Source organism: Streptomyces sp. NPDC007264 (assembly GCF_042869095.1).
GTDB lineage: Bacteria > Actinomycetota > Actinomycetes > Streptomycetales > Streptomycetaceae > Streptomyces.
Window position 1 is genome coordinate 79141 of the sequence record NZ_JBIAFD010000008.1, and the last position, 19394, is coordinate 98534.

Consider the following 19394-nt stretch of genomic DNA (forward strand, 5'->3'; position numbering starts at 1 on the left):
CGGACGGACTCAGCCGACCCCCACGGGCTTGAGCGGCAGGGCGGCCCAGATCACCTTGCCGCCGCTCGCCGTGTGCTCCACGTCGCACACGCCGCCCGCCTCCCTGGTGATCTCACGGACCAGGAGCAGGCCCCGGCCGCCGGTGCGGCCGTGGTCCGTCTCCAGGGCGCTCGGACGGTAGGGGTGGTCGTCCTCCACCGCCACCCGCACCCACTCGGGGCCGACGGCGACCTCCACCGCCAGCATCGGCGACAGCAGCGCCGCGTGCCGGACGGCGTTGGTGACCAGCTCGGAGACGATCAGCAGCAGCGCCTGCACGGTGTCGTCCGAGACGGGCACGCCCTGGCGGGCGAGCAGATCGCGTACGGCGTGCCGGGCCTGCGGCACCGAGGCGTCCACGGCGGCGGCGGTGAACCGCCACACACCCTCGTACGGCAGCGGTCCCGTCGGTCTGCCGCCGTCCGGCCCGTTGCCTGCGTCCTCAGGGCGCGGGCCATACCCTCGCCCTCGGTTCTCCATCGTCCGCTCGCCGCCCTTGCGCTCGATCGTCACCACAGGTCGAGTGTTGGGAATGCGCTGGTCCGTACCGCAAGACTGAACACAAGTCAGCCGGTATCGACGACATCTGACCGTTGGCGTATGACGCCGTCAGTTGTGTGACCGCTCCGGGCCGCCGCCCGGCCGACTTCGGAACTCTTCGGGTTGTACGGGTTTGGCCACCGGCCCTCCCGTCCGTTCCCCCGCCCCTTCTTGATCGGGAGCATGGAGGGTGCGGATACCATCCGACGCATGGATCCGCAGCTGCTGCACAGTGTCACCGACGGGGTCGCGACCGTCGTCATCCACCATCCGGCCAGGCGCAACGCCATGACGGCCGGCATGTGGGGGGCGCTGCCACCGCTGCTCGCCGGCCTGGCCGCCGCCCCGGCGGTCCGGGTGCTGGTGCTCACCGGGGAGGGCGGGACGTTCTGCGCGGGCGCCGACATCTCCACACTGCGGGAGTCGCCGGGGACGGCCCAGGCCCTGGCCGTGGAGGCCGAGGAGGCGCTGGCCGCCTTCCCGAAGCCGACGCTGGCGGCGATCCGCGGGCACTGCGTGGGCGGTGGGTCGCAGCTCGCTGCGGCCTGCGACCTCCGGTTCGCGGAGGAGGGCGCGCTGTTCGGGGTGACGCCGGCCAAGCTGGGGATCGTCTACCCGGCCGCCGCCACCCGCCGGCTGGTGGCCCTGGCCGGTCCCGGCACGGCCAAGTACCTGCTGTTCTCAGGAGAGTTGATCGACGCGGAGCGGGCACTGCGGACGGGTCTGGTCGACGAGGTGCTGCCGGAGGGGGAACTGGGCAAGCGCGTGGCGGACTTCACACGCGTGCTGGCCACCCGCTCTCAGTTGACGCAGGCCGCGGCCAAGGAGTTCGCGAACGGCCGGACGGACCGGGACGCGTACTGGGCCGAGCAGGCGCGCGGCAGCGGTGACACCGCGGAGGGCGTCGCCGCGTTCCTGGAGCGCAGGGCCCCACGGTTCACCTGGGTCGCGTCGGGATGAGGCGGCGCCCGGCGCGGAACTCCTCGACGGGGTGCGCGGGCACCTTGTGCGGGGACCTCGCGTCCAGCGGACCCGCTCGGGGCCGTACCGCGTCGTAGGGCGGCTGCGGAGCGTACCGCCGGCGGTCCGGTCTTCCCGACGTACCAACCAGTCGGTACCCTGCCGGGCATGACCCCTGCCCTGCCCGAGCGCGCCGGCCGGCGCTGCCACAACGTGATCAATCAGCTGCACTCGACGCACTACTTCTCCCCGGACCTGGAAAGGGAACTGGCCGCCGTGGGCGTCGCCGACCAGCGGGCCGCCTACTTCGCGGTGCGGGCCGCCGCCCTGGGCCCGGTGGGCCCGGGCGTCGTGACGGCGACGTTCTTCAACTTCCGGCGCCGGCTGGTGGCACGGCATGTGCCCGCCGTGTGGGAGACCGCCTCCCCCGAGGTGGTGCTGGCGGCCCGCCTGCGGGCCGTCGACGCGACGCTGCGGCGGCTGCTGGGCGAGGAGGCCGTCGCCTCCAAGGAGATGGCCGAGGCGGCGGAACTCGCGCTGCGCGCGGCCGAGGCGTGCACCCCGCACGCGCGCCCCCTGTACGCCGCCCACGCCGATCTGCCGGTGCCCGACGAGCCGCACCTGGCGTTCTGGCATGCGGCCACCCTGCTGCGCGAGCACCGCGGCGACGGTCATCTCGCGGTGCTGCTGCACGCGGAACTCGACCCGCTGGAGGCGCTGGCGACCCACACCGCGACCGGCAAGGGCATGGCCCCGAAGTGGGCGCTCGCCACCCGCGGCTGGAGCCGCGAGCACTGGGACGCGGCGACCGAGCGGCTGCGCGGGCGGGGCCTGCTCGACGCGGAGGGCGAGTTGACCGAGAAGGGTGCGGCCCTGCGCGCGGGGATCGAGGCGGAGACGGACTTCCTCGACCGGGCCCCGTACGAACACCTCGGCGCCGCGGGCGTCGAGCGGCTCACGGAACTTGCGGGCGGGCTGCTGACCACCGCGCTCGCGGCCGGTGCCTTTCCCGAAGGCATGATCGGGAAGAGCTGAGGTACCCGGAGGTCGTCCCGGAAGCATGCCGGGGGGACGAAAGGGGAGACTCGTGTTCCGTGCGATCGCAGACGTACTGCGCCGGATCGGCGGCGCCGTCGCCACGGTCGTGGCCCTGCCCTTCCGGGCCCTCGCCCGGCTGTTCGGCGGGGCACCGGCCTCGACACGGCGTGGCGCCCGCCGGGCCTGAGGGGCTCGTCCCGCGGGGCGGCGGAGTCCGCCGACCGCTCCGTGTCGCCCCGAGACCCGCCCTGGCCCCCGGTTGTCGGTGTCACCTGCCACAATTGCCGCGCAACCTCAGTGGAGAAGGCGGTACGGGATCGTGACGACACCCCTCGTAGGGTCCATCGAAGGCAGGATCGCCGAGGAACTCGGCGTACGGGAGCGGCAGGTGAGGGCCGCGGTCGAACTGCTCGACGGCGGTTCGACGGTGCCCTTCATCGCCCGCTACCGCAAGGAAGCGACCGAGATGCTCGACGATGCGCAGCTGCGCACGCTCGAGGAGCGGCTGCGCTATCTGCGGGAGCTGGAGGAGCGGCGCACGGCGATCCTGGAGTCGGTGCGCGAGCAGGGCAAGCTGACCGAGGAGCTCGAGGCGCAGATCCGGGGCGCCGAGACCAAGGCGCGCCTGGAGGACATCTACCTGCCGTACAAGCCGAAGCGGCGCACCAAGGCGCAGATCGCCCGCGAGGCGGGGCTTCAGCCGCTGGCCGAGGGCCTGCTCGACGACCCCTCGGTCGCACCGCTCGCCGCGGCCGCCGCCTTCGTCGACCCGGACAAGGGGGTGGCCGATCCGCAGGCCGCGCTCGACGGCGCCCGGGCGATCCTCACCGAGCGGTTCTCCGAGGACGCCGACCTCATCGGTGAGCTGCGCGAGCGGATGTGGGTGCGCGGGCGTCTCGTCGCCAAGGTGCGCGAGGGCAAGGAGGAGGCGGGCGCCAAGTTCGCCGACTACTTCGACTTCGCCGAGCCCTTCACCGAGCTGCCCTCGCACCGCGTCCTCGCCATGCTGCGCGGCGAGAAGGAGGAGGTCCTGGACCTCGTCCTGGAGCCGGAGGAGCCCACGGACGGGCCGTCGTCGTACGAGCAGACGGTGGCGCACCGCTTCGGGATCACCGACCGCGGCCGTGCCGCCGACGCGTGGCTGAGGGACACCGTCCGCTGGGCCTGGCGCACCCGCCTCCTCGTGCACCTCGGCATCGACCTGCGGCTGCGCCTGCGGACGGCCGCCGAGGACGAGGCGGTGGCGGTGTTCGCGGCGAACCTGCGGGACCTGCTGCTCGCCGCCCCGGCCGGCACCCGCGCGACGCTGGGCCTGGATCCCGGTTTCCGGACGGGCGTGAAGGTGGCCGTGGTGGACGCGACCGGCAAGGTGGTGGCCACGGACGTCATCCACCCGCACGTGCCGGCCAACAGGTGGGACGAGGCGATCGCCAAACTGGCGCGTCTCGCCCGGGAGCACGCGGTCGAGCTGGTCGCGATCGGCAACGGCACCGCCTCCCGCGAGACCGACAAGCTCGCCGGTGATCTCATCACCAGGCACCCGGAGCTGAAGCTCACGAAGGTGATGGTCTCGGAGGCGGGCGCGTCGGTGTACTCCGCGTCGGCGTTCGCCTCGCAGGAGCTGCCCGACATGGATGTGTCGCTGCGCGGCGCGGTCTCCATCGCCCGCCGCCTCCAGGACCCGCTCGCCGAGCTGGTGAAGATCGACCCGAAGTCCATCGGCGTCGGCCAGTATCAGCACGACCTGTCCGAGGTGAAGCTGTCGCGCTCCCTGGACGCGGTGGTCGAGGACTGTGTGAACGGCGTGGGCGTGGACGTCAACACGGCGTCGGCCCCGCTGCTCGCCCGGGTCTCCGGCATCTCCTCGGGTCTCGCCGAGAACATCGTGGCGCACCGCGACGCCAACGGCCCGTTCAGGTCCCGCGCGGAACTGAAGGGCGTGGCGCGGCTCGGCCCGAAGGCGTACGAGCAGTGTGCGGGCTTCCTGCGGATCCGGGGCGGCGCCGATCCGCTGGACGCGTCCAGCGTGCACCCGGAGGCGTACCCGGTGGTCCGGCGCATGGTGAAGACCACGGGCCAGGAGGTGGCCTCCCTCATCGGCAACACGTCGGTGCTGCGCTCGCTGAAGGCGACCGACTTCGTGGACGAGACGTTCGGGCTGCCGACGGTGACCGACATCCTCAAGGAGCTGGAGAAGCCGGGGCGCGACCCCCGCCCGGCGTTCAGGACGGCGACCTTCAAGGAGGGCGTCGAGAAGATCTCCGACCTGTCGTCCGGGATGGTCCTGGAGGGCGTCGTCACGAACGTCGCCGCCTTCGGCGCGTTCGTGGACATCGGTGTCCACCAGGACGGCCTGGTGCATGTGTCCGCCATGTCGAAGACATTCGTCAAGGACCCGCGGGACGTGGTGAAGCCCGGCGACATCGTCAAGGTGAAGGTGCTGGACGTCGACATCCCGCGCAAGCGGATCTCGCTGACGCTGCGGCTGGACGACGAGGCCGCGGCACAGGGTCAGCGCGGGGGTGGACGGCCGCCCCAGCAGCGGCAGGGGCAACAGCGTCAGGGACAGGGGCAGGGGCAGGGGCAGCAGGGACAACGGCAGCGGCAGGCGCGCGGCGGTGACCGCGGCTCACGTCAGGCGCCCCCGCCGGCGAACAGCGCGATGGCCGACGCGCTGCGCCGCGCGGGTCTGCTCGACCAGAAGAACGGCCGCCGCTGAACATCCGGGTCCGGGCCCGGCGGCATGTTCCGGCCGGGTCCGGGCCCGGCCGGAACATGCCGCCGGGGAAGCCGGGCAGAGCGCCCGGTCACCCGCGTTCGGTCATCCGCGTTCGGTCACCTTGCCGTCCGCCACCTCCAGTCGGCGGCTCACCCGCACCGCGTCCAGCATCCGGCGGTCGTGGGTGACCAGGAGCAGCGTGCCCTCGTAGCAGTCCAGAGCCGATTCCAGCTGTTCGATGGCCGGCAGGTCGAGGTGGTTGGTCGGCTCGTCCAGGACCAGCAGGTTCACACCCCTGCCCTGCAGCAGCGCCAGGGCGGCCCTCGTCCGCTCGCCGGGAGAGAGGGTCGCCGCCGGACGCAGCACATGGTCCGTCTTGAGGCCGAACTTGGCCAGCAGCGTGCGCACCTCGACCGGTTCCGTGCCGGGGACCGCCGCACTGAACGCGTCCAGCAGGGGCTCCGGGCCGTGGAACAGCCGGCGGGCCTGGTCGACCTCGCCGACCAGGACGCCCGAGCCCAGGGCGGCATGGCCCGCGTCCAACGGGACCCGGCCCAGCAGCGCGCCGAGCAGGGTCGACTTGCCCGCACCGTTCGCGCCCGTCACCGCTACCCGGTCCGCCCAGTCGATCTGCAGCGACACCGGCCCGAACGTGAAGTCCCCGCGCCGTACTTCGGCGTCCCGCAGGCTCGCGACCACCGCACCGGAGCGCGGGGCGGCCGCGATCTCCATGCGCAGCTCCCACTCCTTGCGGGGTTCCTCGACGACCTCGAGGCGCTCGATCATGCGCTGGGTCTGCCGGGCCTTCGCGGCCTGCTTCTCACTGGCCTCGCTGCGGAACTTGCGGCCGATCTTGTCGTTGTCGCTGCCCGCCTTGCGCCGCGCGTTCCGCACGCCCTTGTCCATCCAGGCCCGCTGCATCCGGGAGCGGTCCTGGAGGGCGGACTTCCTGTCGGCGTACTCCTCGTAGTCCTCTCGGGCGTGCCGGCGTGACCTCTCGCGCTCCTCCAGGTAGGCCGTGTATCCGCCGCCGTAGAGGTTGATCCGCCCCTGTGCCAGGTCCAGTTCGAGGACCTTCGTGACCGTGCGGGTGAGGAACTCGCGGTCGTGGCTGACGACGACCGTCCCGGCCCGCAGCCCGCCGACGAACCGCTCCAGCCGCTCCAGGCCGTCCAGGTCCAGGTCGTTGGTCGGCTCGTCGAGCAGGAAGACGTCATAGCGGGACAGCAGCAGCGAGGCCAGCCCGGCGCGGGCCGCCTGCCCGCCGGAGAGCGACGTCATCGGCTGGTCGAGGCCCACGGTGAGGCCGAGCGAGCCGACGACGTCCTCCGCACGCTCGTCGAGGTCGGCGCCCCCGAGACCGAGCCAGCGCTCCAGGCTCAGCGCGTACGCGTCGTCGGCACCCGGCCGTCCGTCGACGAGGCCCTGCGTGGCCTCGTCCATCACCTGCTGGGCCTCCGCCACGCCGGTGCGGCGGGCCAGGAACTGCCGCACCGTCTCGCCCGGCCGCCGTTCCGGCTCCTGCGGCAGATGCCCGACCGTCGCGGTGGGCGGTGACAGCAGCAGTTCCCCCTGCTCCGGGGCGAGCAGGCCGGCGAGGATCCGCAGCAGGGTGGACTTGCCGGCGCCGTTGGCACCGACGAGCCCGACCACGTCACCGGGTGCGACGACGAGGTCGAGCCCGGAGAAGAGCGAGCGGTCGCCGTGCCCGGCGGCGAGGTTCTTGGCGACGAGGGTGGCAGTCATCAGACCGCCGATCCTAACGAGCGCGGCGCGGGCCCGGCGGACCGGACGGGCCCGGCCGGGCGCTCAGTGCGCCACCTCGGCCACCAGCACGCTCCCCGACGTCCTGGCCACCACGAAGGCGGATTCCTTCGCCGCTCCGGGATCGAGGGCGACGCGATGGCGGCCCGGCCCCAGGACCTCGTCGAGGATCTCGTGGGTGTGGAGGCGGTGCAGGCGGTCTCGACGGTAGGTGGTGACGCGGACCCGGCAGGCGGAGGTGACCTCGATGTGCGCCGCGCCGTCGGAGGCGGTCAGGCGGGTGAGGCGGTGCCGGTGTGCGGAGCCGCGGTCCAGGGCGTGCTCGATCTGGGAGACGAGGAGGGGAATGATCGGTGCGAGCCCGTCGATGTACGCCACGTCGACGCCGGCGTGCGTGAAGGCCCGCCGTACGGCGGCACGCTCCCGCGCGCCGACCGCCCGGCCGAAGACCACCGCGCCGTAGGTGCGCAGTTCGTCGTCGGGCACGTCGGTGGTGTCCTGTGCGATCTCCGCCCCGACGCCGATGGTGCGCAGTGCGGCGGCGAGCTTGGCGAGGGCGGCGACGCGCGCCCCGATCAGCAGGACCCGTCGCCGCCCGGCCGAGCCGCCGTCGAGCAGCGCGTCGAGGGCACGGCGGTACTCCTCGCCCCGGAAGCGGAACGGCCCCATCCCGTGGTAGCCGTCGAATTCCAGGTCCACCTGCTCGTCGGTCTGCCAGGCGAAGTCCCGCCACACGACGTCGTCGCCGTCCCGCTCGATGACCGCGGTGACGGCCCCGCAGGCCAGGTCCTGGCAGTCCGGGCAGCCGTAGAGGACGTAGCGGCCGCCCTCCAGCGGGGCGTCGGCCTCCAGCAGGAGGCTGCGCACCTGCGCGGTGAAGATGGCGGGCGGTATGTCGGAGGCGAGCGGGGACACTGCGTCCAGGTCGGAGAGCCGGAGCAGCAGGGGGCGCCCGTCGACGACGAAGTCCAGGAAGTCGCGGTGCAGTTGGTAGTCACCGTTGGCGAGGAGGCCACCGGCACGCATCGCCGGTGCCAGGCCGAAGGTCGCGTACGCGGCAGACATGCTGTGAGTATTCCCACACCCGCAGTGATGTGAGCACGGCAGCCGACATTCCGCTACCGTCCCCGGGTGGAGAGAGACCAGAGCGCTGATGTGATCGTGGTGGGCGGCGGCGTCATCGGGCTGACGACGGCGATCGTCCTGGCGGAGAGCGGTCGGCGCGTCCGGGTGTGGTCGCGCGAGCCCGCCGGGCGGACGACCTCGGCGGTCGCGGGAGCGCTGTGGTGGCCGTACCGGATCGAACCGGAGTCCCTGGCGGGCCCATGGGCCCTGGACTCCCTTGCCGTGTACGAGGAGCTGGCACTGCGGCCCGAGGAGACGGGCGTACGCATGGTCGAGGGGGTGCACGGGGAGACGCGGCTGGACGACCTCGGGCCGTGGGCGTCGGAGATCGAGGGCCTCAGGGCCTCGACGGACGCCGAGTACGCCGGGACGGGTCTGTGGGCCCGGCTCCCCCTGGTCGACATGGGCACCTACCTGCCGTGGCTCGGTGAACGGCTGCTGCGGGCCGGCGGGCGGATCGAGGAGCGGACCGTCGCGGATCTGGCGGAACCGGCCGCTCAGGCGCCCGTCGTGGTCAACTGCACGGGCCTGGCCGCCCGCGAACTGGTCCCGGACCCGCTGGTGCGTCCGGTGCGCGGTCAGCTCGTCGTGGTGGAGAACCCCGGGATCACCACCTGGCTGACGTCGGTGGACCACACGGTGGATGTGAGCACGTACTTCTTCCCGCAGCCCGACGGGCTGATCCTGGGCGGCACCGCCGAGGAGGACGTCTGGTCGCTGACGCCCGATCCGCGGACGGCCGAGGAGATCGTGGCGCGGTGCGCGGCGGTACGGCCGGAGATAGCGGGCGCCCGGGTGCTGAGCCACCGGGTGGGGCTGCGGCCGGTCCGGGACGCCGTCCGGCTGGAGCGGGTACCGCTGGCCGGCGGCGGAGTCCTGGTGCACAACTACGGGCACGGCGGGGCGGGGATCACGGTGGCGTGGGGCTGCGCGCGCGAGGCGGCCGGGCTGGCGCGCCCGGCCGCCTGAGCGGCCGCACCGCCGGGTCGGTCCCGGCGGGTGCCGCGTCGTCCCCGGGTCAGGGAACCCGGTGGACGGTGCCCGGGGTCCGCACACCGTCGAGGCGGGTGGCCCCGGGTGCGGTGGCGGCCCCGGCGACGGCCCGCGCGAACGCGGCGGCCCCTCCGACGAACGGCACCCGGGCCGCCGTGCGGGCCAGGCCGACCGTCAGGGTGGGGGTGCTCGGCGGAGGATCGATGAGGTCCTTGTCGGTACCCGCGATGATCAGCGCGAGCCGGTGGCCCTTCGGGACGACATGGTCGGTGGCGGCCAGGTCGAGCGTGATCGTGTACGCCGTGCCCGGGGTGAGCGGGACGCCCTTCCCGTCCGAGGCGTGGTGTCCGAGGTCGGCCCAGCCGCGGCTGAAGACCGTGGACGCGACGTCGGCCGTCTTCGCCCGGGTGACCTTGTAGCAGGCGCTGTCACCGGCCGTGCTCGCGCCCCAGCAGGTGCGGTCCGTGAGCGTGGTGATGCCCTCGCCGGAGTCGGCGTAGTCGCGGACGGTGTCCGGGCCGAGGTCGGCCAGCACGGCGGAGAGATGGGCGGAAGAGGTGGACGGGGTGACGGTGAGGGTCACCCTGGAGGAGCCCGACACCCGCAGGTCCCTCGTCAGGGGCGGGGTGAGGAACCCGGCCTTGTCCGCGGTGGGCACGTCCGCGTGCGCGGCCCAGTCGGTCTCGCTCAGCCCCGGGTCGTCGGTGAAGGTCTCCGTGCCGCGGTGAGGGCGGAGGCCCAGGGTGCCCACGCCGGCCCGGGCGCCCCGGCCGGGACGCAGCGTCGTCGCCGCCGTGGCCCTCGGCGGCCAGAGGGCGGACGTCACCCACTGGTCCGGGTGGCGTTCGATGTCGGCCATGGGCTCGCGGTCGATGCCGTTGTCGTAGCCGAGGAGTTCGTGGTCGAACCAGCGGTGCAGGGTGTCCACCCACTCCCCGCGCCGGTAGTCGAAGGGATCGACATGACCGGTCTGGGAGAGCCAGATCTTGCGCTCTACGCCGTGCTTCGCGAGCGCGTCCCACCACTGGCCGAGGTGCTTGGTGCGCACATTGAGGTCCTGCATGCCGTGCACGAGGAAGACGCTCGCCCGGACCTTGCGCGCGTCCTTCACGTAGTCGCGCCCGGTCCACAGCGGTGTCCAGTCACCGGTGCGCGGCGCTCCGTCGACGAGCCGGCGCTGTACGGCGGCGCAGTGGGCGCGGGCGTCCGGGCTGTCGACGTAGTCGGAGAGCCAGTCGGGCCCGGAGTCGTACAGCGGGGCGCCCTTGGCGAAGTAGTAGTCGTACCAGGAGGAGATGGCGCTGATCGGCACGATGGTCTTCAGGCCCTCGACGCCGGTGGCGGCGACGCCGTTGGCGATGGTGCCGTCCCAGCTCTTGCCGATCATGCCGGTGGTGCCGTCGGTCCAGGTGGCCCTGGCCCGCACGGTCCCGGTCCGGGTGGTGTAGCCGTCGGCCCGGCCGTTCAGCCAGTCGATCACGGCCTTGGCCGACTGGATGTCGGAGCGGCCGCCGACGTCCACACAGCCGTCGGAGCGACTGGTTCCGGCCAGGTCGACGCCGACGAACGCGTAGCCGCGGGGCACGAAGTAGTTGTCGTAGAACAGGGGCATCCGCACGATGCGGCCGCTGGCGTCGTAGGTCTTCGTCTGGCTCTCGTTGCCGCGCCCGCAGCAGGAGTAGTACGGGCTGGCGTCCATGATCACGGGTATCTTCCGGCCCTGGGCGGCGGGTTCGCGCGGCCGGACGATGTCGACGGCCACCCGGTCTCTCAGCCCGTCGCCGTCACCGTCGAGGCCGGTGTCCACCCAGACGGCTTCGCGCAGGGCGTTCTCGTACGAGTAGACGGGCCGGCTCTCCCGTGGCGCCCCGTGGGCGGCCGCCGGGGTGAGGAAGGCGGCCAGGAGTGCGGCCGTGGCCGCCGCCGCGAGCGGTCTCCAGGTCGTGAAGCGCGTGCGTGTCGGCATGCACGGGACGCTACAGGGGTCAACTCCGCCGCAGAAGAGGGCATCTGACGGGGCGCCCGGAACGGCGGACCGGGCGCCGCCGGACGGCCGCGCCCCTGTCGGCCGGATGGCGATCGTGTGACGGCGGTGGCCATGGACACGCCCGGGGTCACCGGGTCTGAATAGGCTCCGAACGGACCTCGTGCCCCTACGACTTGGAGTTCTCGTGCATCGCAGGCTCATCGCCCCGGGTGCGCTCGCGGCGGCCTCCCTGATGCTGGCGATCCCGGCATCGGCCGCCGCCTACCAGCCCGGTGCCCCGGGTGTCGGCGACCCCTACTACCCGTACTACGGCAACGGCGGATACGACGTCTCGCACTACGACCTGCGGCTGAAGTACCAGCCGCGGACGGACGAACTGGAGGGCACGGCGACCGTCCTGGCCACCGCCACGCAGGATCTCTCCCGCTTCGACCTGGACTTCCTGCTGGACGTCAGCGAGGTGCGGGTGAACGGCGCGAAGGCGGCCTTCGCCACGTCCGGTCAGCACGAGCTGGAGATCACTCCCGCCGCCCCGCTGCGGAAGGGCACGCCGGTCACCGTCGTGGTCCGCTACTCGGGGGTGCCGTCCACGAAGAGCGCGTACGGCTTCACCACCTGGCACCGCACCCCGGACGGCGCGGTCGCGGCGGACGAGCCCGAGTCGGCGTGGTGGTGGTTCCCCAGCAACGACCACCCGAGCGACAAGGCGACCTACGACGTGTCGGTGGCCGTGCCGGACGGTACCCAGGCGATCTCCAACGGCACGCTGCAGTCGACGACGTCCAGGCTCGGCTGGACCCGCTACGCCTGGCGGTCCGGCAAGCCGCAGGCGACGTACCTCGCCACGCTCGCGATCGGGCGGTTCGACATCACGACCGGCACCTCGGAGGGCGGCGTGCCGGTGATCAACGCCTACAGCAAGGACCTCGGCGACAACGACGGGGCGGCCCGGGCGAGTGTGGAGCGGACCGGGGAACTCGTCGACTGGCTGACCGGCTACTTCGGGCCGTACCCCTTCAGCTCGGCCGGCGGGTACGTGCCCGACACGACCACGGGGTACGCGCTGGAGACCCAGACCCGCGTGTACTACAGCCCGAAGCAGTTCGCGAACGGCTCCAACACGTCCGTCGTCGTGCACGAGCTGGCACACCAGTGGTACGGCGACGACGTGTCGCTCAAGGGCTGGAAGGACATCTGGATCAACGAGGGCTTCGCCCGGTACGCGCAATGGCTGTGGTCCGAGCACGAGGGTGAGGGCACCACGCAGGAACTGGCCGACTACGTGTACGCCTCGCACCCGGCCGACGACCCGTTCTGGACGGTCGCGCCGGGTGACCCGGGCCCGGACGACCAGTTCGACATCGCGGTCTACGACCGGGGCGCGCTCGCCGTCCAGGCGCTGCGCAACGAGGTCGGCGACGACGCGTTCTTCGCCGTCCTGAAGGGCTGGCCGAAGGAGCACGCCTACGGCAACGCCTCGGTCGCGGACTTCCGCACGTACGCGGAGAAGGTGTCCGGGAAACCGCTGGGCGCGCTCTTCGACACCTGGCTGTTCCAGCCGTCCAAGCCCGCGGTGTCCGCGGCCCGTGCCGTGTCCCTCGCGCGGACGTCCGCCGCCGTGACCCGGCCGAGGTCCTGGAAGCAGATCGCGGCGACGAACGACGTGCACGGGGGCTGATCCCCCCGGACCGCCGGCCTGACGGCCGGTCCCTGACGTCACGTCAGCAGAGGTCGGCCTCCGCCCCGGCCGCCCGGGCGAGCAGTTCCTCGCGGCCGATCGCGTCCGCCTCCGTGGACGGCACCGTGCAGGCGTGCGCCCCTGCCACCGCGCCGTACAGGGCGCAGCGCGGCGGTGGCTCGCCGCGCAGGCGGCCGAAGAGGAAACCGGCGGCGAAGGCGTCGCCCGCCCCGTTGGAGTCCACCACCGGGGCGGGCGGCGTGACGGGCGGTACCCGGGTCAGCTCGCCGTCGACCAGGAGGTACGCGCCCTCGGCCCCGGCCGTGGCGACGACCGTCTGGGCCCGGCCCCGCCCGGCGATGCGGCGCATGGTGCGCTCCGGGTCGGCGAGCGCGGCCGCGGACAGGAAGACGACGTCCGCCGCGTACGCGAACGGCTCGTGGTAGGGGTTCGCACCGTCCCAGTCGTGGAGGTCGGTCGACACGCTCACGCCGGTCCCGCGCAGCGCGGGCAGCGCGTGGGCGCACGGGTGGGTGATGGCGACGTGGACGTGGCGGCTCGCCCGGGCCAGGGACCGGACCACCGGATCGGGCAGCCGGTCCGTCTCCCGGGAGCGGGTCGTGTCGTACAGGGACAGCCGTCTGCCGTCCGGGCCGACGAGGTTCACGGCCCGCTTGGTGCCGGCGGGCTGCGGCACCGCGGTGAACGGGATGCCGCGGTCGCGGTGCAGCGCGCGGACGAGGGCGCCCTCGGGGTCGTCGCCGATCATGTCGAGGTGGTGTGTGCGCAGGCCCAGGGCGCTCAGGCCGAGTGCCACGAAGTCGCCGGTCTGCCCGGCCCTGGTGCTGATCCCCGACCGGATCATGTAGCTGTCGGCGTACGGCAGGGGCAGCTCGGGGACGTACACGACGGTGTCGACGCCCGCTCCTCCCAGTACGAGGACGTCGATGTCGCCGCTCATCCCGGCTCCTCCCCGTGGCCGTGCACCGTCGCCGGCGCCCCGCGCCTCGTCCGACGGGCGCCGATGAGGTTTCACACTACTGGTGAGACAGCGATACTGCTGAACATGACGACCGAGACCGAGGAGCCGACGCTCACCGTCGACGAGTTGGCCGCGCGGGCCGGCGTCACGGTCCGCACCGTCCGCTTCTACAGCAGCAGGGGTCTGCTCCCGCCGCCCGTGATCGGCCCCCGGAGGGTGGGTCACTACGGGCCCGAGCACCTGGCCCGGCTGGCGCTCATCGAGGAGTTGCAGCACCAGGGCATGACGCTGGCCGCGATCGAGCGCCATCTGCAGCAGCTGCCGGCGGACCTGAGCGCCCGGGAGCTCGCCCTGCACCGCGCCGTCGTGGCGTCCTGGGCGCCGGACGCGGCGCGGACCATGACGCACGAGGAGCTGGAGCGGCACGCGGGGCGGCCGCTCGGCGAGGAGGATCTGGAGCGGCTGGGCGCGATGAACGTGGTGGTGCGCCGGGAGGGGGCGTTCCGTGTGGATCCGGGCCTGCTGCGGCTCGGCGTCCAGCTCCTCGACGTGCCCCTGGCCCTGGAGTCGATCCTCGCCGCGCGCGACGTCCTCATCGAGCACTCGCGCGCGGCGGCCCGCGAGTTGTCGCAGCTGTTCCGGGACGCGGTGGCCGAACGCGACGCCACGGCCGTGAAGTCCCTGTCCGCGCACATGCATCCCCTGGTGGTCCAGGCCCTGCTCACCACGTTCCAGCGCTCCTTGAAGCAGGAGCTGCGGGAGTGGCTGACGGACGCACGGCCCGCACCGGAGTCCTGACCCGGCGGGGTACCCGCACCGGAGTTCCCGGACCGGCCGGGTACCCGCACCGGAGTCCCGGACCGGCCGGGTACCCGCAGCGGTGCTCGAGAGACCGCCGCGGGTACCCGCGCGAGGCGTCAGCGCGCGTCGGTGAACCGCTCGCCCTTCTCCGCCTTCTCCACCAGCAACGCGGGCGGCGTGAACCGCTCGCCGTACCGCTCGGCGAGTTCCCGCGCGCGGGCCACGAACCCGGGAAGGCCGCCCTCGTAGCCGTTGATGTACTGCAGGACGCCACCGGTCCAGCCCGGGAAGCCGATCCCGAAGATCGAGCCGATGTTGGCGTCGGCGACGGACGTGAGCACGCCCTCCTCCAGCAGCCGGACGGTGTCCAGCGCCTCGGAGAACAGCATGCGCTCCTGCATGTCCTCGAAGGGGATCTCGTGGCCCGGCTTGGTGAAGTGCTCGCGCAGGCCCGGCCACAGCCGGCCGCGCCTGCCGTCCTCGCCGTACTCGTAGAAGCCCGCGCCGCCGCTGCGCCCGGTGCGGCCGAACTCGTCGACCATGCGGTCGATGACGGCCTCGGCCGGATGCGTGGTCCAGGTGCCGCCCGCCTCCTCGACGGCCCGCCTGGTCTCGTTGCGGATCTTGCGGGGCAGGGTGAGCGTCAGCTCGTCCATGAGGGAGAGCACCTTGGCGGGGTAGCCCGCCTGCGCGGCCGCCTGCTCCACGGACGCGGGCTCGATGCCCTCGCCCACCATCGCGACGCCCTCGTTGATGAAGTGGCCGATGACCCGCGAGGTGAAGAAGCCGCGCGAGTCGTTGACGACGATCGGCGTCTTGTTGATCTGCCGGACCAGGTCAAAGGCGCGCGCCAGGGCCTCCTCGCCGGTCCGCTCCCCCTTGATGATCTCGACGAGCGGCATCTTGTCGACGGGCGAGAAGAAGTGCAGGCCGATGAAGTCGGCCTGCCGCTCCACACCCTCGGCGAGCACGCTGATCGGCAGGGTGGAGGTGTTGGAGCACAGCAGCGCGTCGGGCTCGACGATGTGCTCGATCTCCTGGAACACCTTGTGCTTGAGCGCCGGGTCCTCGAAGACGGCCTCGATCACGGCGTCGCAGCCCGCGAGGTCGGCGGCCTCCGCGGTGGGGGTGATGCGGGCGAGCAGCGCGTCCGCCTTCTCCTGGGTCGTACGCCCCTTCGCGACCGCCTTGGCACACAGCTTCTCGGAGTAGTTCTTCCCCTTGGCGGCCGCCTGGGCGGACACGTCCTTGAGGACGACCTCGATGCCCGCGCGGGCGCACGAGTAGGCGATGCCCGCGCCCATCATCCCGGCGCCGAGGACGGCGACCTTGCGGACCTGGCGCGGCTCGACCCCCTTGGGCCGGTTGGCGCCGGAGTTGACGGCCTGGAGGTCGAAGAAGAACGCCTGGATCATGTTCTTCGCCGTCTGGCCGGTGACCAGCTCGGTGAAGTAGCGGGCCTCGATGGTCAGGGCGGTCTCGAAGTCGACCTGGGAGCCCTCCACGGCCGCCGCGAGGATGTTGCGCGGGGCGGGGTAGGGCGCGCCGCCCAGCTGCTTCCTCAGGTTGGCCGGGAAGGCGGGCAGGTTGGCGGCGAACTTCGGGTTGGACGGCGTACCGCCCGGGATCCGGTAGCCCGGCTTGTCCCAGGGCTGCTGCGAGACCGGGTTGGCGTCGATGAAGGCGCGGGCCTTGTCCAGCATCTCCTCGCGGGTGGCGGCCAGCTCGTGCACCAGGCCGTTCTCCTGGGCACGCCGCGGCGAGTACTGGGTGCCCTGGAGGAGCACCTTCAGCAGGGCGTCGGCGATGCCCATCAGGCGTACGGTGCGGGTGACGCCGCCGCCCGCGGGGAGCAGGCCGAGCGTGACCTCCGGAAGGCCGATCTTGGAGCCGGGGGCGTCGAGGGCGATGCGGTGGTGGCAGGCGAGCGCGATCTCGTAGCCGCCGCCCAGGGCCGCCCCGTTGATGGCGGCGACGACCGGCTTGCCGAGGGTCTCGATGCGGCGCAGGGAGTTCTTGATCGCCACACCCGTCTCGAACGCCTGCTGGGCGTCCTCGGGGCCGGCCTTCATCATGTCCTTCAGGTCTCCGCCCGCGAAGAACGTCTTCTTGGCGGAGGTGTAGATGACGCCGCGGATGGAGTCCTTCTCGGCCTCGGCGCGCTCGGCGATCGCCGCGATGGACTCCTTGAACGCCTGGTTCATGGTGTTCGCGGACTGGTTGGGGTCGTCGAGAACGAGGGTGACGATGCCGGTGTCGTCCTGCTCCCAGCGGATGGTCGTGGACTCAGTGCTCATCAGGGGTGCTCCGTAGGATCCGTTGGGGAAGGTCAGAGGCGCTCGACGACGGTGGCGATGCCCATGCCGCCGCCCACGCACAGCGTGGCCAGCCCGTACCGCTTGTCCTGCCGCTCCAGCTCGTCCACCAGTGTGCCGAGGATCATCGCACCGGTCGCGCCGAGCGGGTGACCCAGCGCGATGGCGCCGCCGTTGACGTTGATCTTGTCGAGCGGCAGCCCCATGTCCTTCGCGAAGCGCAGGACGACCGCGGCGAACGCTTCGTTGATCTCGACCAGGTCGATGTCGTCGATCGTCAGCCCGGCCTTGGCGAGCGCCTTGCGCGTCGCGGGAGCCGGTCCGGTCAGCATGATGGTCGGCTCGGAGCCGGACACCGCGCCCGCCACGATCCGGGCCCGCGGCCGCAGTCCGTAGCGCTCGCCGACCTCCTTGGAGCCGATGGCGACGAGCGACGCCCCGTCGACGATGCCGGAGGAGTTGCCCGCGTGGTGCACATGGTCGATCTGCTCGATCCAGTGGTACTTCTGCAGCGCCACGGCGTCGAAGCCGCCCAGGTCGCCGATGTCCGCGAAGGACGGCTTGAGCCTGGCGAGCGAGTCGGCGGTGGTACCGGGCCGCATGTGCTCGTCGTGGTCCAGGACGACGAGTCCGCTGCGGTCCTTCACGGGCACCACGGACTTGTCGAAGCGGCCTTCCTTCCAGGCGGTCGCGGCCCGCTCCTGGGACAGCGCCGCGTACTCGTCGACGTCCCTGCGGGAGAAGCCCTCGATCGTGGCGATCAGGTCGGCGCCGATGCCCTGCGGCACGAAGTTGGTGTCCATGTTGGTCATCGGGTCGGCGAACCAGGCGCCGCCGTCCGAGGCCATGGGGACCCGCGACATCGACTCGACGCCGCCCGCGAGCACCAGGTCCTCCCAGCCGGAGCGGACCTTGGCGGCGGCCAGGTTGACCGCCTCGAGACCGGACGCACAGAAGCGGTTCTCCTGGACGCCGGCCACCGTGTCGGGCAGACCGGCGGCGATCGCGGCGATGCGGGCGATGTCGGAGCCCTGGTCACCGACCGGCCCGACGACGCCGAGGACGATGTCGTCGATCGCGGCCGGGTCGAGGTCCGGGAACCGCCGCCGCATCTCGTGGATGAGTCCCACCACGAGGTCGATGGGCTTGGTGCCGTGCAGGGCGCCGCCGGCCTTGCCGCGCCCGCGCGGGGTGCGGATCGCGTCGTACACGTACGCTTCGGTGGTCACTGGTAAGCCTTTCGGGGAGGGTCAGCCGAGCAGGGAACGACCGATGATCTCCTTCATGATCTCGGTGGTCCCGCCGTAGATGGTCTGGATGCGGCCGTCGGTGAAGGCCCTGGCGACGCGGTGCTCCGTCATGTAGCCGTAGCCGCCGTGCAGTTGCAGGCAGCGGTCCGCGACCCGCTTCTGCAGTTCGGTCGCCCACCACTTGGCCATGGAGGCGTGCACCGCGTCGAGTTCGCCGTTCGTGTGGTCGGTGACGCAGCGGTCGAGGAAGGCGCGGGTGACGGCGCACTCGGTCGCCATCTCGGCTATCTCGAAGCGGATGTGCTGGAGTCTGGCGAGGGGCCTTCCGAACGCCTCGCGCTCCTTGACGTACTCGGTGGTGATCTCCAGCAGGTGCTCGGCGGCGGCGATCCCGGCTACGGCGATGTTCAGCCGCTCCTGGGCGAGGTTCGTCATCAGGTGCACGAAGGCGCCGTTGAGCTCGCCGAGCAGGTTCTCCTTGGGGACGCGCACGTCGTGGAAGAACAGCTCGGCCGTGTCCTGCGCCTTCTGGCCGATCTTGTCCAGATTGCGCCCGCGTTCGAAGCCTTCCATGCCCCGCTCGACGACGAGCAGCGACAGCCCGTGCGCCCCGCCCTCGGGGGTCGTCCGGGCCACGACGATCACCAGGTCGGCGAGGATCCCGTTGGAGATGAAGGTCTTGGAGCCGTTGAGCAGCCAGTGGTCGCCCCTGTCCTCGGCACGGGTCCTGATGCCCTGGAGGTCGGAGCCCGCGCCCGGCTCGGTCATGGCGATGGCGGTGATGATCGAGCCGTCGCAGAAGCCGGGCAGCCAGCGCCGCTTCTGCTCCTCGGTGGCGAGACCCGTCAGATAGGGCCCGATGATGTCGTTGTGCAGCCCGAGCGCGAGCCCGGAGGCCCCCGCACGGGTGAACTCCTCCACGAGGACCGCGCTGTAGCGGAAGTCGGGGGTGCCGCCGCCGCCGTACTCCTCCGGCACGGCGAGCCCGAGCAGGCCCTGCTTCCCGGCCGCCCGCCAGGCGTCGCGGGTGGCGATGCCGTCCTTCTCCCACTGCTCGTAGTGCGGCAGCACCTCCTTGGCGAGGAAGGTGCGCACCGTCTCGCGGAACGCCTCGTGGTCGGCGGTGAAGATCTGCCGCTTCATGTCGTGCACGCCCTCCTGGGAGCCGGTTCTCGACGCTTTCGGACCGCGGGCCGCGGCGCG

15 protein-coding genes are annotated in these 19394 nt (G+C 72.4%); 7 read left to right on the forward strand and 8 right to left on the reverse strand.

The genetic code is table 11. From position 1 onward, the window contains the following. Window positions 1-9: 9 nt before the first annotated feature. Window positions 10-519, reverse strand: coding sequence for an ATP-binding protein (locus tag ACFYMU_RS15730; RefSeq protein WP_388373511.1), 510 nt, complete (start codon window positions 517-519; stop codon window positions 10-12). A gap of 270 nt (window positions 520-789) precedes the next feature. Between ACFYMU_RS15730 and ACFYMU_RS15735 the strand changes: the two genes are divergently transcribed. The 4 genes from ACFYMU_RS15735 to ACFYMU_RS15750 all read left to right on the forward strand — a co-directional run bounded on the left by ACFYMU_RS15735 (window position 790) and on the right by ACFYMU_RS15750 (window position 5296). Beyond that, window positions 790-1539 (forward strand): enoyl-CoA hydratase/isomerase family protein, encoded by a 750-nt coding sequence (locus ACFYMU_RS15735; protein ID WP_388373060.1) that lies wholly within the window; start codon window positions 790-792, stop codon window positions 1537-1539. Between the two features lie 168 nt (window positions 1540-1707). Further along, window positions 1708-2574, forward strand: a complete 867-nt coding sequence (locus ACFYMU_RS15740) for a hypothetical protein (protein ID WP_388373062.1) — start codon at window positions 1708-1710, stop codon at window positions 2572-2574. 52 nt (window positions 2575-2626) lie between these two features. Beyond that, window positions 2627-2764 carry an LPFR motif small protein gene (locus ACFYMU_RS15745; RefSeq protein WP_388373064.1) on the forward strand — a complete coding sequence of 46 codons (138 nt, stop codon included), beginning with the start codon at window positions 2627-2629 and terminating at the stop codon, window positions 2762-2764. A gap of 132 nt (window positions 2765-2896) precedes the next feature. Further along, a complete protein-coding gene (locus tag ACFYMU_RS15750) occupies window positions 2897-5296 on the forward strand; it encodes a Tex family protein (protein ID WP_388373066.1) in 2400 nt (799 codons plus the stop codon). Between the two features lie 102 nt (window positions 5297-5398). Here ACFYMU_RS15750 and ACFYMU_RS15755 read toward each other — a convergent pair whose 3' ends face one another. Then, window positions 5399-7042: an ABC-F family ATP-binding cassette domain-containing protein gene (locus tag ACFYMU_RS15755; RefSeq protein ID WP_388373068.1), complete on the reverse strand. Its 1644-nt coding sequence runs from the start codon at window positions 7040-7042 to the stop codon at window positions 5399-5401. 63 nt (window positions 7043-7105) lie between these two features. After that, window positions 7106-8125, reverse strand: a complete 1020-nt coding sequence (locus tag ACFYMU_RS15760; protein WP_388373070.1) for an oxidoreductase — start codon at window positions 8123-8125, stop codon at window positions 7106-7108. 90 nt (window positions 8126-8215) lie between these two features. On the opposite strand from ACFYMU_RS15760, the gene ACFYMU_RS15765 reads away from it, so the two are divergent. Next, complete coding sequence (locus ACFYMU_RS15765; protein WP_388373513.1) at window positions 8216-9154, forward strand: FAD-dependent oxidoreductase; 939 nt, start codon at window positions 8216-8218, stop codon at window positions 9152-9154. A gap of 49 nt (window positions 9155-9203) precedes the next feature. Here ACFYMU_RS15765 and ACFYMU_RS15770 read toward each other — a convergent pair whose 3' ends face one another. Continuing rightward, a complete protein-coding gene (locus ACFYMU_RS15770; RefSeq protein WP_388373072.1) occupies window positions 9204-11144 on the reverse strand; it encodes a Xaa-Pro dipeptidyl-peptidase in 1941 nt (646 codons plus the stop codon). A gap of 205 nt (window positions 11145-11349) precedes the next feature. Between ACFYMU_RS15770 and ACFYMU_RS15775 the strand changes: the two genes are divergently transcribed. After that, window positions 11350-12843 (forward strand): M1 family metallopeptidase, encoded by a 1494-nt coding sequence (locus ACFYMU_RS15775; protein ID WP_388373074.1) that lies wholly within the window; start codon window positions 11350-11352, stop codon window positions 12841-12843. A gap of 43 nt (window positions 12844-12886) precedes the next feature. Here the strand turns inward: ACFYMU_RS15775 and ACFYMU_RS15780 are convergent, their stop codons facing one another. After that, window positions 12887-13804: an adenosine kinase gene (locus ACFYMU_RS15780; RefSeq protein ID WP_388373076.1), complete on the reverse strand. Its 918-nt coding sequence runs from the start codon at window positions 13802-13804 to the stop codon at window positions 12887-12889. A 105-nt stretch (window positions 13805-13909) separates the two neighbouring features. Here ACFYMU_RS15780 and ACFYMU_RS15785 point away from each other — a divergent pair, with 105 nt between their 5' ends. Beyond that, the gene (locus tag ACFYMU_RS15785; RefSeq protein WP_388373078.1) at window positions 13910-14623 is read left to right on the forward strand and encodes a MerR family transcriptional regulator; all 714 of its coding nucleotides are present in this window, start codon (window positions 13910-13912) and stop codon (window positions 14621-14623) included. Between the two features lie 119 nt (window positions 14624-14742). Here ACFYMU_RS15785 and ACFYMU_RS15790 read toward each other — a convergent pair whose 3' ends face one another. From ACFYMU_RS15790 to ACFYMU_RS15800, 3 genes are read right to left on the reverse strand one after another with little or no spacing between them, the layout of a single operon-like run. Continuing rightward, on the reverse strand, window positions 14743-16923 hold the full coding sequence (locus ACFYMU_RS15790) for a 3-hydroxyacyl-CoA dehydrogenase NAD-binding domain-containing protein (protein WP_388373080.1): 2181 nt from the start codon (window positions 16921-16923) through the stop codon (window positions 14743-14745). 32 nt (window positions 16924-16955) lie between these two features. Beyond that, window positions 16956-18170: an acetyl-CoA C-acetyltransferase gene (locus ACFYMU_RS15795; protein WP_388373082.1), complete on the reverse strand. Its 1215-nt coding sequence runs from the start codon at window positions 18168-18170 to the stop codon at window positions 16956-16958. A 21-nt stretch (window positions 18171-18191) separates the two neighbouring features. Beyond that, window positions 18192-19334, reverse strand: a complete 1143-nt coding sequence (locus ACFYMU_RS15800; RefSeq protein ID WP_388373084.1) for an acyl-CoA dehydrogenase family protein — start codon at window positions 19332-19334, stop codon at window positions 18192-18194. Window positions 19335-19394: the final 60 nt, after the last annotated feature.

Bases quoted from the DNA above. Each gene is read 5' to 3' on its own strand.
- ACFYMU_RS15730 (WP_388373511.1), bottom strand. From the start codon at position 519: ATGGAGAACCGAGGGCGAGGGTATGGCCCGCGCCCTGAGGACGCAGGC.
- ACFYMU_RS15735 (WP_388373060.1), top strand. From the start codon at position 790: ATGGATCCGCAGCTGCTGCACAGTGTCACCGACGGGGTCGCGACCGTC.
- ACFYMU_RS15740 (WP_388373062.1), top strand. From the start codon at position 1,708: ATGACCCCTGCCCTGCCCGAGCGCGCCGGCCGGCGCTGCCACAACGTG.
- ACFYMU_RS15755 (WP_388373068.1), bottom strand. From the start codon at position 7,042: ATGACTGCCACCCTCGTCGCCAAGAACCTCGCCGCCGGGCACGGCGAC.
- ACFYMU_RS15760 (WP_388373070.1), bottom strand. From the start codon at position 8,125: ATGTCTGCCGCGTACGCGACCTTCGGCCTGGCACCGGCGATGCGTGCC.
- ACFYMU_RS15770 (WP_388373072.1), bottom strand. From the start codon at position 11,144: ATGCCGACACGCACGCGCTTCACGACCTGGAGACCGCTCGCGGCGGCG.
- ACFYMU_RS15780 (WP_388373076.1), bottom strand. From the start codon at position 13,804: ATGAGCGGCGACATCGACGTCCTCGTACTGGGAGGAGCGGGCGTCGAC.
- ACFYMU_RS15785 (WP_388373078.1), top strand. From the start codon at position 13,910: ATGACGACCGAGACCGAGGAGCCGACGCTCACCGTCGACGAGTTGGCC.
- ACFYMU_RS15790 (WP_388373080.1), bottom strand. From the start codon at position 16,923: ATGAGCACTGAGTCCACGACCATCCGCTGGGAGCAGGACGACACCGGC.
- ACFYMU_RS15800 (WP_388373084.1), bottom strand. From the start codon at position 19,334: ATGAAGCGGCAGATCTTCACCGCCGACCACGAGGCGTTCCGCGAGACG.